Consider the following 14870-nt stretch of genomic DNA (forward strand, 5'->3'; position numbering starts at 1 on the left):
TTGAGTTCGCAGCACCCCGAGCAGCAGGCCGAGCAGGGCGCCGACAAGCTGCCCGCGCACACCGAGGAGGAGCGGCGCGAGCAGCCGGTCGTCCGCAAGGGCATGTTCGGCGCGCGGACGACGGGCGACACGTCCGGCTACGGCGGGCTCGTCGTCCGGCAGAGCCCGAAGGTGTCGGCGGCCCGCCCGTACGGCGGCCCCGGCGGCGCGGCCGAGCCCGGCGAGTTCGACGACGTCGCCGACCAGCTCGAACGCGCCTACCCCGACTTCGGGGACGCGATCGAGCGCGTCGTCGTCGACCGCGGCGAGCTGACGTTCTTCGTCAAGCGCGAGCACCTGCGCGAGGTGGCGAAGACGATGCGGGACGAGCCGTCCCTGCGCTTCGAGCTGTGCTCCGGCGTGTCCGGCGTGCACTACCCGCAGGACGAGGGCGCCGAGCTGCACTCCGTCGTGCACCTGCTGTCGATCACGCACAACCGGCGGGTCCGGCTTGAGGCGACCTGCCCGGACGCCGACCCGCACATCCCGTCGCTGGTGCCCGTCTACCCGACGAGCGACTGGCACGAGCGGGAGACCTACGACTTCTTCGGGATCGTCTACGACGGTCACCCCGCGCTCACGCGCATCGAGATGCCGGACGACTGGGTCGGCCATCCGCAGCGCAAGGACTACCCTCTCGGCGGCATCCCCGTCGAGTACCGCGGAGCGGAGATCCCGCCGCCCGACGAGCGGAGGTCGTACACATGAGCAGCACGAAGTACACCGAGTACGACGCCTACGCTGCCGAGGAGGCGGCCGAGGGCAAGGTCTTCGACATCGGCGGGCAGGACTGGGACCAGGTCGTCGCGGGCGCCGAGGACCTCGGCGACGAGCGGCTGGTCGTCAACATGGGGCCGCAGCACCCGTCCACGCACGGCGTGCTCCGCCTCATCCTCACCCTCGACGGCGAGACGGTGAACGAGTGCCGGGTGGGCATCGGCTACCTGCACACCGGCATCGAGAAGAACATGGAGTTCCGCACCTGGACGCAGGGCACCACGTTCTGCACCCGGATGGACTACCTCGCCCCGATCTTCAACGAGACGGCGTACTGCCTGAGCGTCGAGAAGCTGCTCGGCATCACCGACCGGATCCCGGAGCGCGCCGAGATCATCCGCGTGATGATGATGGAGCTGAACCGGATCTCCTCGCACCTGGTCGCGATCGCCACGTTCGGCCTGGAGATCGGCGCGACGACGGTGATGCTGAACGGGTTCATCGAGCGCGAGTACACGCTCGACCTGTTCGAGGAGATCACCGGCCTGCGGATGAACATGGCCTACGTCCGTCCGGGCGGGGTCGCGCAGGACCTGCCGTCCGGCGCCACCAGCAAGATCCGCGACTACCTCGACCGGATGCCGAAGCGGATCCAGGCGCTGCGCAAGCTGATGGACGAGAACCCCGTCTTCAAGGCGCGGACGAAGGACATCGCCTACCTCGACCTCACCGGCTGCATGGCGCTCGGCGTGACCGGGCCCGTGCTGCGCGCCACCGGCCTCCCGTGGGACCTGCGCAAGTCGCAGCCGTACTGCGGCTACGAGACCTACGACTTCGAGGTCGCGACGCAGGACACCAGCGACGTGTACGGCCGCTACCTCGTCCGGATGGACGAGATGGAGGAGTCGCTCAAGATCGTCGAGCAGTGCCTGGACCGGCTCCAGTCGGCCAAGGGCCCGGTGATGATCGAGGACAAGAAGATCGGCTGGCCGGCGCAGCTCGCGATCGGCGCGGACGGCATGGGCAACTCGCCCCGGCACATCGCGCACATCATGGGCACCTCCATGGAGGCGCTGATCCACCACTTCAAGCTGGTGACCGAGGGCTTCCGGGTGCCGGCGGGCCAGGCGTACGCGCCGATCGAGTCGCCGCGCGGCGAACTCGGCGCGCACGTCGTGAGCGACGGCGGGACGCGCCCCTACCGGGTGCACTTCCGCGAGCCGTCCTTCGTCAACCTGCAGGCCGCGCCGGTGATGTCGGAGGGCGGCATGATCGCCGACGTCATCGCGGCCGTGGCCAGCATCGACCCGGTCATGGGGGGAGTGGACCGTTGAGTTTCGAACCGGAGGTGCGCGAGCGCCTGGAGCGGGACGCCAAGGAGATCATCGGCCGCTATCCGCGGCCGCGGTCGGCGCTGCTCCCGCTGCTGCACCTCGTCCAGTCGGCCGAGGGGCACGTCTCGCAGGACGGCATCGACTTCTGCGCCGAGCAGCTCGGCATCACCCCGGCGCAGGTGACGGGCGTCGCGACGTTCTACACGCAGTACAAGCACGCGCCGGTCGGCGAGTACCACGTCGGCGTCTGCATCAACACGCTGTGCGCGATCATGGGCGGCGACCAGATCTGGGACGAGCTGTCCGAGCACGCGGGCGTCGGTCACGACGAGGCCACCGCCGACGGCAAGGTCAGCCTTGAGCGGATCGAGTGCAACGCGGCCTGCGACTTCGCCCCGGTGATGATGGTCAACTGGGAGTTCTTCGACAACATGACTCCCGAGAAGGCCAAGCAGCTCGTCGACGACCTGCGCGCGGGCCGCAAGGTGCTGCCGACGCGCGGCCCCGAGCACCTGGCCACGTGGAAGGAGGCGTCGCGGGTGCTCGCCGGGTTCCCGGACGGGCGCGCGAACGAGGGCGTCCAGGCCGGGCCGGAGTCGCTGGTCGGCCTCAAGCTCGCGCAGGAGCGCGGCTGGACGGCGCCCCGCGCGGACGTCGACCGCGAGCGGCCGGACGAGCCGGTCAAGCCGGAGCACATCGCCGAGCCGCCGCACGAGCCGGGCAAGCCCGTCCCGGGCGAAGCGAAGCCCGGCAGCCAGGAGGGACGGAACAAGTGACCACGCTCACCCCGGTCCTCACCGGCAACTGGGACCAGGCCGACTCGTTCACCCGCGCAGGCTACGAGCGCGGCGGCGGGTACGAGGCGCTGCGCAAGGCGCTCGGGATGGCGCCGGACGAGATCGTCCAGGCGGTCAAGGACTCCGGGCTCCGCGGCCGCGGCGGCGCGGGCTTCCCCACCGGCATGAAGTGGGGCTTCCTCCCGCCGAGCAGCCCGAACCCGCGCTACCTCGTCGTCAACGCGGACGAGTCCGAGCCGGGCACGTGCAAGGACATCCCGCTGATGATGGCCAACCCGCACGTCCTCATCGAGGGCGTCGTCATCAGCTCGTACGCCATCAAGTCGAACCTCGCGTTCATCTACGTGCGCGGCGAGGTGCTGCACGTGATCCGCCGGCTGCACCAGGCCGTCGCGGAGGCGTACGAGGCCGGCTACCTCGGCAAGGACATCCTCGGCTCCGGCTACGACCTGGACGTGGTCGTGCACAGCGGCGCCGGCGCCTACATCTGCGGCGAGGAGACGGCGCTGCTCGACTCGCTCGAAGGGTTCCGCGGCCAACCCCGGCTCAAGCCCCCCTTCCCGGCCGTCGCGGGCCTGTACGGCGGGCCCACTGTCATCAACAACGTCGAGTCGATCTCCTCGGTTCCCTCGATCGTCGCGAACGGCCCCGACTGGTTCGCCTCGATGGGCACCGAGAAGTCGCAGGGCTTCGGGATCTTCTCGCTGTCCGGGCACGTGACGCGGCCCGGCCAGTACGAGGCGCCGCTCGGCATCACGCTGCGCGAGCTGCTCGACATGGCGGGCGGGATCCGCGAGGGGCACCGGCTGAAGTTCTGGACGCCCGGCGGGTCGTCCACGCCGATCTTCACCGACGAGCACCTCGACGTCGCGCTCGACTTCGAGTCGGTCGGCGCGGCCGGGTCCATGCTCGGCACCCGCGCGCTCCAGATCTTCGACGAGACGACGTGCGTCGTCCGGGCGGTGCTGCGCTGGTCGGAGTTCTACGCGCACGAGTCGTGCGGCAAGTGCACGCCGTGCCGCGAGGGCACCTACTGGTACAAGCTCATGCTGAAGCGGCTGGAGGCCGGGCAGGGCACCGAGGACGACCTGGAGACCCTGCTCGACATCTCCGACAACATCCTCGGCCGCGCGTTCTGCGCCCTCGGCGACGGCGCGACCAGCCCGGTCGTGTCGTCCATCAAGCTGTTCCGGGACGAGTACCTCCAGCACTTCGAGCAGGGCGGCTGCCCGTTCGACCCGGCGAAGTCCACCCTCTGGGGAGGTGCCAAGTGACCGTCACCGACGACAAGTCGGCGGTGGAGAAGGTGGAGATGGTGTCCTGCACCATCGACGGCTTCGAGATCGAGGTGCCGAAGGGCACGCTGATCATCCGGGCCGCCGAGCTGCTCGGCATCCAGATCCCCCGGTTCTGCGACCATCCGCTGCTCGACCCGGTCGGCGCCTGCCGCCAGTGCCTGGTCGAGATCCCGGACGCCGGGAACGGCCGAGGGATGCCGAAGCCGCAGGCGTCCTGCACCACCACCGTGATGCCGGGCATGGTCGTCAAGACCCAGCTCACCTCGCCGGTGGCCGACAAGGCCCAGCACGGCATCATGGAGTTCCTGCTCATCAACCACCCGCTGGACTGCCCGATCTGCGACAAGGGCGGCGAGTGCCCGCTGCAGAACCAGGCGATGTCCAACGGCCGCGGCGAGACGCGGTTCGTGGAGACCAAGCGGACGTTCCCGAAGCCGATCCCGCTGTCCAGCCAGGTGCTGCTCGACCGCGAGCGCTGCATCCAGTGCGCCCGCTGCACCCGGTTCTCCGACCAGATCGCGGGCGACGCCTTCATCGACCTGTTCGAGCGCGGCGCGAAGGAGCAGGTCGGCGCGGCGGACGGGCAGCCGTTCCAGTCGTACTTCTCCGGCAACACCGTGCAGATCTGCCCGGTGGGCGCGCTGACCGGCGCGGCCTACCGGTTCCGGTCGCGGCCGTTCGACCTCGTGTCGACGCCGAGCGTGTGCGAGCACTGCGCGTCGGGCTGCGCGATCCGGACCGACCACCGGCGCGGCAAGGTGACGCGGCGGCTGGCCGGCGACGACCCGCAGGTCAACGAGGAGTGGAACTGCGACAAGGGCCGCTGGGCGTTCACCTACGCGAGCCAGCCGGACCGGCTGACGCACCCGCTCGTCCGGAACGAGGACGGCGTGCTGGAGCCCGCTTCCTGGCCGGAGGCGCTGACCATCGCGGCCGAGGGCCTCGCGCGGGCGCGCGGCTCGGCGGGCGTGCTGACCGGCGGGCGCCTCACGCTTGAGGACGCCTACGCCTACGCCAAGTTCGCGCGGATCGCGCTCGGCACGAACGACATCGACTTCCGGGCCCGCCCGCTGTCGGACGAGGAGACGCGGTTCCTCGCCGCGTCCGTCGCCGGACGCTCCATCGAGGTCTCCTACAGCGACCTGGAGAAGGCGCCCGCCGTCCTCCTCGCCGGGTTCGAGCCGGAGGAGGAGTCGCCGATCGTGTTCCTGCGGCTCCGCAAGGCGTTCCGCAAGAACCGGCTGAAGGTCCTCGCGGCGGCACCGTTCGCGACGCGCGGGCTCGCGAAGGTCGGCGGCACGCTGCTGCCGACCGCGCCCGGCGCGGAGGCCGACACGCTCGCCTCGATCATCGGGGACGCGGAGCACTCCGACGTCCGCACCCTGCTGGAGACGCCCGGCGCGGTGATCCTCGCCGGGGAGCGCCTCGCGACCAGCCCCGGCGCGCTGACCTCGGCGCTCCGGCTGGCGCGGGTGACCGGCGCGAAGCTCGCGTGGGTGCCGCGCCGGGCCGGGGAACGCGGCGCGGTGGAGGCCGGGGCGCTGCCCGGGCTGCTGCCGATCGGCCGTCCGGTGGCCGACCCGGAGGCACGGGCCGAGGTGGCCCGCGCCTGGGGCGTCGCCGAACTGCCCACCGGCCCGGGCGAGGACGCGGACGGCATCATCGCCGCGGCCGCGGCCGGACGGCGCCGCGCGCTGCTCGTCGGCGGCGTCGACCCCTACGACCTCGCCGACCCGGACGCGATGCTCCGCGCCCTGGACGCCACCCCGTTCGTGGTCAGCCTGGAACAGCGGCCGAGCGCGGTCACCGACCGCGCCGACGTCGTGTTCCCGGTCGCGGCGGTCGCGGAGAAGTCCGGGACGTTCGTCGACTGGGAGGGCCGCGGCCGCCAGTTCGACATCGTGCTGAAGTCCGCCGGGAAGATGTCCGACCTGCGGGTGCTGGACGCGCTCGCCGACGAGCTGGACGTCCACCTCGGCCTGCCAGGACCGGACGCCGCGCGCGGCGAGCTGACCAAGCTCGGCGGGTACCGCGGCGAGCGCCCGGCCGCGCCGGACGTCCCGCAGCAGCTCCCGCCGCGCGTCGAGCGGGGCGAGGCGCTCCTCTCCACCTGGCGGCTGCTGCTCGACAAGGGCCGCATGCAGGACGGCGAGCCGTTCCTCGCGGGCACCGCGAAGGGCGCGCTCGCCCGGCTGTCGCCCGCGACGGCCGCGGAGCTCGGCGCGACCGACGCGGTCACGGTGACCGGTCCGCGCGGCGCGGTCACGCTCCCGCTGCTCGTCACCGGCGACCTGCCCGACCGGGTGGTGTGGCTGCCGGCGAACTCGGCGGGCCTCGCCGTCCACCGGGACCTCGGCGCGGCGGCCGGAAGCGTCGTGAAGGTCGCGAGCGGGACGCTCGCGACCGCCGCCGAGAACGCCGGTGGCACCGAGAACGCTGGAGGCACGGAATGAGCGCGCTCGCGCCCTACGCAGCCGCTCCCGCCGAGGGCGGGCAGCTCGCGGGCTTCGGCGAGGACCCGTGGTGGCTGATCGGCGGCAAGGTCGTCGCCGTGTTCGCGTTCCTGGTCGTGACCGTGCTGCTGACGATGTGGATCGAGCGGCGCGTCATCGGCCGGATGCAGCTGCGCGTCGGCCCGAACCGCGCCGGGCCGCTCGGCCTGCTGCAGGGCCTCGCGGACGGCGTGAAGCTGGCGCTCAAGGAGGACATCGTCCCCCGGCACGTCGACAAGGTCGTGTTCGTCCTCGCGCCGATCATGTCGGCGGTGCCCGCGTTCATCTCGTTCGCGATCATCCCGTTCGGGCCCGAGGTGTCGATCTTCGGGCACACGACGGCGCTCCAGCTCACCGACCTCCCGGTGGCGGTGCTGCTCGTCCTCGCGATGTCGTCCATGGGCATCTACGGGATCGTGCTCGCGGGCTGGTCGTCGATGTCGCCGTACTCGCTGCTCGGCGGGCTCCGCTCGTCCGCGCAGATGATCTCCTACGAGATCGCGATGGGCCTGTCGTTCGTGGCGGTGTTCATGTTCGCGGGCTCGATGTCCACCTCGGAGATCGTCGCGGCGCAGCACAAGACCTGGTTCGTGATCCTGCTCGCGCCGTCCTTCGTCGTGTACGTGATCACGATGATGGGCGAGTCGAACCGCATCCCGTTCGACCTGCCCGAGGGCGAGGGCGAGCTGGTCGGCGGCTTCCACACCGAGTACTCGTCGCTGAAGTTCGCGATGTTCTTCCTCGCCGAGTACATCAACCTGACGACGCTGTCGGCGCTCGCGACGACGCTGTTCCTCGGCGGCTGGCGCGCGCCCTTCCCGATCTCCACGGTGTGGTCGGGCGCGAACTCCGGCTGGTGGCCGGTCCTGTGGTTCCTGGCGAAGGTGTTCCTGTTCATCTTCTTCTTCATCTGGCTGCGCGGCACGCTGCCGCGCGTCCGCTACGACCAGCTCATGAAGCTCGGGTGGAAGGTGCTCATGCCCTTCTCGCTCGGCTGGATCCTGCTCGTGGCGACGATCCGGGCGCTGAAGAACGACGGCCACGACATGCGGACGATCGTCATCGGCACCGCGGTGGCCGCCGCGGTGGTGCTGGTCGCCACGGTGGTCTGGGAGCTGATGCGCGGCGGCGAGGACGACAAGGAGATCGTCCCCGGCGCGGCGGAGCGCGGCGGCGGCCCGGCCGCGGCCGCCGGCGGGTTCCCGGTGCCGCCCCTGGACGCGCCGCACTACCACGGGCGGGCCCGCGAGCCGGGCGGGGCGTCCACGATCGAAACCCCTCCTGAGGAGGTCACCAGTGGGACTCACTGATTTCCTGAACCCGGTAAAGGGGTTCGGGGTCTCGTTCCACCAGATGTTCATGAAGAGCGAGACCGTTCAGTACCCCGAGGTGAAGAAGCCGACCGCCCCGCGCTTCCACGGGCGGCACCAGCTCAACCGGTGGCCGGACGGACTGGAGAAGTGCGTCGGGTGCGAGCTGTGCGCCTGGGCGTGTCCGGCCGACGCGATCTTCGTCGAGGGCGCCGACAACACGGCGGACGAGCGGTACTCGCCCGGCGAGCGGTACGGCCGCATCTACCAGATCAACTATCTGCGGTGCATCCTCTGCGGGCTGTGCATCGAGGCGTGCCCGACGCGGGCGCTCACGATGACGAACGAGTACGAGCTCGCCGACGACAGCCGCGAGAGCCTCATCTACACCAAGGAGATGCTGCTCGCGCCGCTGCGGGAGGGCATGGAGGCGCCGCCGCACGAGATGCGGCTCGGCGACACCGAGGAGGAGTACTACCGCCTCGGCCTCCAGGACGAGCCCGCGCCGACCATCCCCAACGAAGGCGGCGGGCGCGCGAGTGCCGACCAGGCCGTCAAGCGGGAGAAGAAGCGCAAGGGCGGTGACGGGAAATGACGCACCTCCTCGCCGCTGAGGTCGCGGACAAGCAGGCGGGCGAGCCGTTCTTCTTCTGGCTCCTCGCCGCGATCTCCGTCTGCGCCGCGCTCGGCATGATCCTGGTCCGGAAGGCGGTGCACTCGGCGCTGCTGCTCGCGACCGTGATGCTCTCGCTCGCCGCGCTGTACGCGATCCAGAACGCGCCGTTCCTGGCGTTCGTCCAGGTGATCGTCTACACCGGCGCGGTGCTGATGCTGTTCCTGTTCGTGCTGATGCTCGTCGGCGTCAGCTCGACGGACTCGCTGGTCGAGACGATCCGCGGCCAGCGGTTCTGGGCGGTGATCGCCGCGCTCGGGTTCGTCGTCCTGCTGACGGTCGGGCTCGGCAACGCGGCGCTCGGCGGCTCGAAGGGCCTCGACCAGGCCAACGCGGAGGGCAACGTCGTCGGCCTGGCCCGGCTGCTGTTCTCCAAGTACGTGTTCGCGTTCGAGGCGACGAGCGCGCTGCTGATCACGGCGGCGCTCGGCGCGATGGTGCTGGCGCACCGGGAGCGCACCGAGCCGAAGGCGACGCAGAAGGACATGTCGAAGGCGCGATTCCTGTCCGGCGACCACCCGGGCCCGCTGCCGGGCCCCGGCACCTACGCCCGGCACAACGCCGTCGACATGCCGGCGCTGCTGCCCGACGGGACGCCGTCCGAGCTGTCGGTCAACCCGGTCATCGCGGCCCGGACCGACACCGCGGAACGGCACGTCGACCTGTTCGGCGGCACCGAGGAAGAGGCGGTCGAGCGGGACGTCCGCGCCGTCCAGGCCGCGACCGAGGAGGCCGCGGACGCGGACGCCGAGTCCCGCTCCGTCAAGTCCGGGTCACCGGCCTCCGGACGTGAAGGGGAGGCGGGCCAATGAGCCCCGGGCACTACCTGGCGCTCTCGGCGATCCTGTTCACCATCGGAGCGTTCGGCGTCCTCGTGCGGCGCAACGCGATCGTGGTGTTCATGTGCGTCGAGCTCATGCTGAACGCGACGAACCTTGCGTTCGTGTCGTTCTCCCGCATGCACGGCAACCTGGACGGCCAGATCATCGCGTTCTTCGTGATGGTGGTGGCCGCGGCGGAGGTCGTGGTCGGCCTGGCGATCATCATGACCGTCTTCCGGACCCGCAGGTCCTCGTCGGTGGACGACGTGAACCTGCTGAAGTACTGAGAGGCTCGGGATGAAAGCGGAAGGCATCCAGGCCGCGTCCTGGCTCCTCATCGCGCTGCCGCTCGCCGGCGCCGCGATCCTCCTGCTCGGCGGGAGACGCACCGACAAGTGGGGGCACCTGCTCGGCGTCGCCATGTCGGTCGCGTCCTTCGCGGTGGGCGCGGCGATGTTCGTCCAGATGCTCGGCTACGACGCCGCCGACCGGCGCCGCACCGTGCACCTGTGGGACTTCATCGACGTCGGCTCCTTCAAGATCGGCATGGACCTGCTGGTCGACCCGCTGTCGATCAGCTTCGTCCTGCTGATCACCGGGGTCGGGTCGCTGATCCACATCTACTCCATCGGCTACATGGCCGAGGACCCCGAGCGCCGCAAGTTCTTCGCCTACCTGAACCTGTTCGTCGCGGCGATGCTGCTGCTGGTGCTCGGCGACAACTACCTGGTCATGTTCCTCGGCTGGGAGGGCGTCGGCCTCGCCTCGTACCTGCTGATCGGCTTCTGGCAGTACAAGCCGACCGCGGCGACCGCGGCGAAGAAGGCGTTCGTCGTCAACCGCGTCGGCGACATGGGGCTGATCATCGCGATCGCGCTGATGTTCGCCACGTTCGGGACGGTCGGCTTCGGCCCGATCCTCGGCACCGGCGCCGAGCACGTGGGGCTCGCGTCCCAGCTCGGCACCGGCACGGCGACGGCGATCGGGCTGCTGCTCCTGCTCGGCGCGTGCGGCAAGTCGGCGCAGCTCCCGCTCCAGTCCTGGCTGCTGGACGCGATGGAGGGCCCGACCCCGGTGTCGGCGCTGATCCACGCGGCGACGATGGTGACCGCGGGCGTGTACCTGATCGTCCGGTCCGGGCCGATCTTCGAGATGTCCGACACCGCGCAGCTCGTGGTGACGATCGTCGGCGCGGCCACACTGCTCGCCGGTGCGATCATCGGGTGCGGCAAGGACGACATCAAGAAGGCCCTCGCCGGGTCGACGATGTCGCAGATCGGCTACATGCACCTCGCCGCGGGCCTCGGCAAGCCCGGCTACGTCTTCGCCATCGCGCACCTCATCGCGCACGGCTTCTTCAAGGCGGGCCTGTTCCTCGGCGCCGGGTCGGTCATGCACGGCATGAAGGACGACGTGAACATGCGCCACTACGGCGCGCTCCGCACGGTGATGGTGATCACCTACGCCACGTTCGGGCTCGGGTACCTCGCCATCATCGGCTTCCCCGGCCTGTCCGGCTGGTTCACCAAGGACGGCATCATCGAGGCCGCGTTCGAGAAGGGCGGCACGTCCGGGGCGATCCTCGGCTCGTGCGCGCTGATCGGCGCGGGCATCACCGCGTACTACATGTCGCGCGTGATGTTCATGACGTTCTTCGGCGAGAAGCGCTGGGAGGACGACGTCCACCCGCACGAGTCCCCGGCCGTCATGACCTGGCCGCTGATGGTGCTCGCCATCGGGTCCGTGGGCGCGGGCGGGTTCCTGATCCTCGGCGACTTCTCCGACTTCCTGGAGCCGGTCGTCGGGGCGCCCGAGCACGAGGCCGGCTTCAAGCCGCTGTCGATGGCGGGCATCGCGACCTTCGTGCTGATGCTCGTCGGCGCGGCGATCGCGTGGCGGCAGTACGGCAGCCGGAAGGTGCCGCGCGAGGCGCCGAAGGGCTCGTTCGTCACCGTCGCGGCCCGCAAGGACCTCTACGGCGACGCGATCAACGAGTCGCTGCTGATGCGTCCCGGCCAGTGGCTGACCCGGCTCGCGGTCTGGTTCGACGGGCGCGGCGTCGACGGCGCCGTGAACGGCACGGCCGCCGGGATCGGCGGGACGTCCGGCCGGTTCCGCCGCGTCCAGACCGGCTTCGCCCGTTCCTACGCCCTATCGATGTTCTGCGGCGCCGCCCTGGTGGTCGCCGCCCTGCTGGCGGTGAATGTGTCGTGAACGACTTTCCCTGGCTGAGCGTCCTCATCGCGCTGCCCCTCGTGGGCGCGGTGCTGCTCAGCGTCATCCCGCGGGAGCGGGAGGCGCTGGTCAAGCAGTTCGCGATCGGCGTCTCGCTCGTCGTCGCGGTGCTCGCCGGCGTGATGGCGGCCGGCTTCGACGCCGGCGGCGACCGCTTCCAGTACACCGAGAAGTACTGGTGGATCAAGGAGTTCGGGGTCCACTGGGCGGTCGGCGTCGACGGCGTCGCGCTGGTGCTGATCCTGCTGTCGGTGATCCTCGTCCCGCTGGTGATGCTCGCGTCCTGGACGGAGGCCGACCGCTCCGGCGGCGTCGACGTCCCGGCGAAGCGCTCGGTGAAGACGTACTTCGCGCTGCTGCTGTCGCTCGAAGCGGCCATGATCGGCGTCTTCGCGGCGACCGACGTGTTCCTGTTCTACGTCTTCTTCGAGGCGATGCTCATCCCGGTGTACTTCATCATCGGGTACTACGGCGGCGCGCAGCGCTCCTACGCCGCGGTGAAGTTCCTGCTGTACTCGCTGTTCGGCGGGCTGCTCATGCTGGTCGCGGTCATCTGGCTGTACCCGCTGTCGAGCAAGCCGGTGTCGGAGGGCGGGCTCGGCCGCGGCACGTTCATGTTCGACGAGCTCGCGAAGATGAACATCGACCCGACCACCGCCAAGTGGCTGTTCCTCGGGTTCTTCGTCGCGTTCGCGATCAAGGCGCCGATGGTGCCCGTGCACACCTGGCTCCCGGACGCGGCGCAGCAGTCGCCGCCCGGCGCGCTGGTGCTGATCGTCGGCGTCCTCGACAAGGTCGGCACCTACGGGATGCTGCGGTTCTGCCTGGAGCTGTTCCCGGGCGCGTCCAAGTGGGCGACGCCCGTGGTGCTCGCGTTCGCGGTGCTCAGCATCATCTACGGCGCGATCCTCGCGATCGGGCAGGTCGACCTCAAGCGGCTCATCGCCTACACGTCGGTGTCGCACTTCGGGTTCATCGTGCTCGGCATCTTCGCGATGACGTCGCAGGGCCAGTCCGGCGCGACGCTCTACATGGTCAACCACGGCTTCTCCACCGGCGCGCTGTTCCTGGTCATCGGGTTCATGATCGTCCGGCGCCGGTCGGCGAAGATCTCCGACTACGGCGGCGTGCAGAAGGCGGCGCCGATCCTCGCCGGAACGTTCCTCATCGCGGGCCTGTCCGGGCTGTCGCTGCCCGGCCTGTCCACGTTCGTCTCGGAGTTCCTCGTCATCGTCGGCACGTTCTCCCGCTACAAGTGGGCGGGCGCGCTCGCGGTCACCGGCGTCGTCCTCGCCGCGATCTACATCCTGTGGATGTACCAGCGGACCATGGGCGGCCCGAAGGCCCCGGCCGTCGAGGGCATGAAGGACCTGAACGCCCGGGAGAAGTGGGCCGTCGCCCCGATCATCGCGATCATCGTGGCGATGGGCTTCTTCCCGCAGCCGGTGCTGCACCTGATCAACCCGTCGGTGAAGGAGACGCTGGTCCGGGTCGACAAGCAGGACCCGCGGCCGGACATCACCGGTAACGTCGCCGAGAACGGAGCCCGTCCATGAACACCGGCACGCAGGTGAGCGCGGTCCTCGCGCAGGGGGGTGACATCCCCGCGCCGCACATCGAGTACGGGCAGCTCGCCCCGATGCTGCTGGTCTTCGGCGCCGCCATCCTCGGCGTGCTCGTCGAGGCGTTCGTCGGCCGGACCGGGCGGTACTGGGCGCAGGTGCCGATCGCGTTCCTCGCGCTCGCCGGGGCCTTCGCCTGGACGATCGTCCTCGCGTGGCGCGACGACCCGCACGAGGTCGCGGCGGAGGGCGCGCTCGGGGTGGACGGCCCGACGCTGTTCCTCCAGGGCACCATCCTCGTCCTCGCGCTGGTCAGCCTGCTGCTGATCGCCGAGCGCGGCGGCCGGGCCGGCGGGCACTTCGCCGCGCAGGCGTCCGCCCTGCCGGGCAGCGAGGCCGAGCAGCGCACCGCGCAGGCCGGGATCACCCAGACCGAGGTGTTCCCGCTGATGATGTTCGCCGTCGGCGGCATGCTGATGTTCCCGGCCGCGAACGACCTGCTGACGATGTTCGTCGCGCTCGAAGTGCTGTCGCTGCCGCTGTACCTGCTGTGCGGGCTCGCCCGCCGGCGGCGGCTCCTCTCCCAGGAGGCGGCGGTCAAGTACTTCCTGCTCGGCGCGTTCTCGTCGGCGTTCTTCCTGTACGGGACGGCGCTGCTCTACGGCTACGCCGGGTCGGTGCGGCTGTCGGACATCTCCGCGCAGATCAGCAAGGACGCGGGCAGCGAGACGCTGCTGCTCGCGGGCGCCGCGCTGCTGTCGGTGGGGCTGCTGTTCAAGCTCGGCGGGGTTCCGTTCCACATGTGGAAGCCGGACGTCTACCAGGGCGCCCCGACCCCGATCACGGCGCTGATGGCGTCCTGCACGGTGGTGTCGGCGTTCGGCGCGATCCTGCGCGTCTACTACGTCGTGTTCGAGACGCTCGAATGGGACTGGCGCCCCTTCATGTGGGGTGTGGCGATTCTCACGATGGCGATCGGGTCGATCATCGCGATCACTCAGACCGACATCAAGCGGATGCTGGCCTACTCGTCCATCGCGCACGCGGGCTTCCTGCTCATGGGCGTGATCGCGGCGTCCCCGCACGGCCTGTCCAGCACGCTGTTCTACCTGCTCGCCTACGGCTTCACCTCGGTCGGCGCGTTCGCCGTCGTCACGATGGTGCGGGACGCGGGCGGCGAGGCGGGGCACCTGTCCCGCTGGGCGGGGCTCGGCAAGCGCTCCCCGGTCGTCGCGGGCGTGTTCGCCTTCTTCCTGCTGGCGTTCGCGGGCATCCCGCTGACGAGCGGCTTCACCGGGAAGTTCGCGGTGTTCAAGGCGGCCGTCGAGGCCGGCGCGACCCCGCTGGTGATCGTCGCGGTCGTGTCGTCCGCGGTGGCCGCGTTCTTCTACGTGCGCGTGATCGTGGTCATGTTCTTCAGCGAGCCGGACGCGGACGGACCGGTCGTCGTGGCGGGCCCGGCGACCGCGGTCGCCGTCGCGCTCGGTGTGACGGCTACTGTGGTACTCGGCGTGCTCCCACAGCCCGTTCTGGACCTTGCGGGACAAGCCACGACCCACATGTTCGTCCGGTAGGGAGACCTGGGTGAGCAA

12 protein-coding genes are annotated in these 14870 nt (G+C 70.4%); all 12 read left to right on the forward strand.

The genetic code is table 11. The features are described 5' to 3' along the window. The 12 genes from FXF68_RS25040 to nuoN are packed head-to-tail and all read left to right on the forward strand — an operon-like array spanning nt 1 to nt 14852. Nucleotides 1-747: an NADH-quinone oxidoreductase subunit C gene (locus FXF68_RS25040; protein WP_148763227.1), complete on the forward strand. Its 747-nt coding sequence runs from the start codon at nt 1-3 to the stop codon at nt 745-747. After that, entirely contained in the window at nt 744-2090 is a 1347-nt protein-coding gene (locus FXF68_RS25045; protein WP_148763229.1) for an NADH-quinone oxidoreductase subunit D, read from the forward strand. Before FXF68_RS25040 ends, FXF68_RS25045 begins: the two co-directional genes overlap by 4 nt. Next, nucleotides 2087-2866 carry an NADH-quinone oxidoreductase subunit NuoE gene (gene nuoE, locus FXF68_RS25050; protein ID WP_148763231.1) on the forward strand — a complete coding sequence of 260 codons (780 nt, stop codon included), beginning with the start codon at nt 2087-2089 and terminating at the stop codon, nt 2864-2866. Before FXF68_RS25045 ends, nuoE begins: the two co-directional genes overlap by 4 nt. Next, nucleotides 2863-4161, forward strand: coding sequence for an NADH-quinone oxidoreductase subunit NuoF (gene nuoF / locus FXF68_RS25055; protein ID WP_148763233.1), 1299 nt, complete (start codon nt 2863-2865; stop codon nt 4159-4161). Before nuoE ends, nuoF begins: the two co-directional genes overlap by 4 nt. Continuing rightward, nucleotides 4158-6638: an NADH-quinone oxidoreductase subunit G gene (locus FXF68_RS25060; protein WP_148763236.1), complete on the forward strand. Its 2481-nt coding sequence runs from the start codon at nt 4158-4160 to the stop codon at nt 6636-6638. The genes nuoF and FXF68_RS25060 overlap by 4 nt, the downstream gene beginning before the upstream one ends. Beyond that, nucleotides 6635-7987 carry an NADH-quinone oxidoreductase subunit NuoH gene (gene nuoH / locus FXF68_RS25065; RefSeq protein WP_148763238.1) on the forward strand — a complete coding sequence of 451 codons (1353 nt, stop codon included), beginning with the start codon at nt 6635-6637 and terminating at the stop codon, nt 7985-7987. The genes FXF68_RS25060 and nuoH overlap by 4 nt, the downstream gene beginning before the upstream one ends. Next, nucleotides 7974-8582 carry an NADH-quinone oxidoreductase subunit NuoI gene (gene nuoI / locus FXF68_RS25070; protein WP_148763240.1) on the forward strand — a complete coding sequence of 203 codons (609 nt, stop codon included), beginning with the start codon at nt 7974-7976 and terminating at the stop codon, nt 8580-8582. Before nuoH ends, nuoI begins: the two co-directional genes overlap by 14 nt. Beyond that, entirely contained in the window at nt 8579-9472 is an 894-nt protein-coding gene (locus FXF68_RS25075; RefSeq protein ID WP_148763242.1) for an NADH-quinone oxidoreductase subunit J, read from the forward strand. The genes nuoI and FXF68_RS25075 overlap by 4 nt, the downstream gene beginning before the upstream one ends. Further along, complete coding sequence (gene nuoK, locus FXF68_RS25080) at nt 9469-9768, forward strand: NADH-quinone oxidoreductase subunit NuoK (protein ID WP_067889564.1); 300 nt, start codon at nt 9469-9471, stop codon at nt 9766-9768. Before FXF68_RS25075 ends, nuoK begins: the two co-directional genes overlap by 4 nt. A gap of 10 nt (nt 9769-9778) precedes the next feature. After that, the gene (gene nuoL, locus FXF68_RS25085) at nt 9779-11695 is read left to right on the forward strand and encodes an NADH-quinone oxidoreductase subunit L (RefSeq protein ID WP_148763244.1); all 1917 of its coding nucleotides are present in this window, start codon (nt 9779-9781) and stop codon (nt 11693-11695) included. Continuing rightward, entirely contained in the window at nt 11692-13272 is a 1581-nt protein-coding gene (locus FXF68_RS25090; RefSeq protein WP_148763246.1) for an NADH-quinone oxidoreductase subunit M, read from the forward strand. Before nuoL ends, FXF68_RS25090 begins: the two co-directional genes overlap by 4 nt. Then, nucleotides 13269-14852 carry an NADH-quinone oxidoreductase subunit NuoN gene (gene nuoN / locus FXF68_RS25095; protein ID WP_148763248.1) on the forward strand — a complete coding sequence of 528 codons (1584 nt, stop codon included), beginning with the start codon at nt 13269-13271 and terminating at the stop codon, nt 14850-14852. The genes FXF68_RS25090 and nuoN overlap by 4 nt, the downstream gene beginning before the upstream one ends. The last annotated feature ends 18 nt before the right edge of the window (nt 14853-14870 follow it).

Source organism: Actinomadura decatromicini (assembly GCF_008121305.1).
In the GTDB taxonomy this organism is placed as follows: Bacteria; Actinomycetota; Actinomycetes; order Streptosporangiales; family Streptosporangiaceae; genus Spirillospora; species Spirillospora syzygii.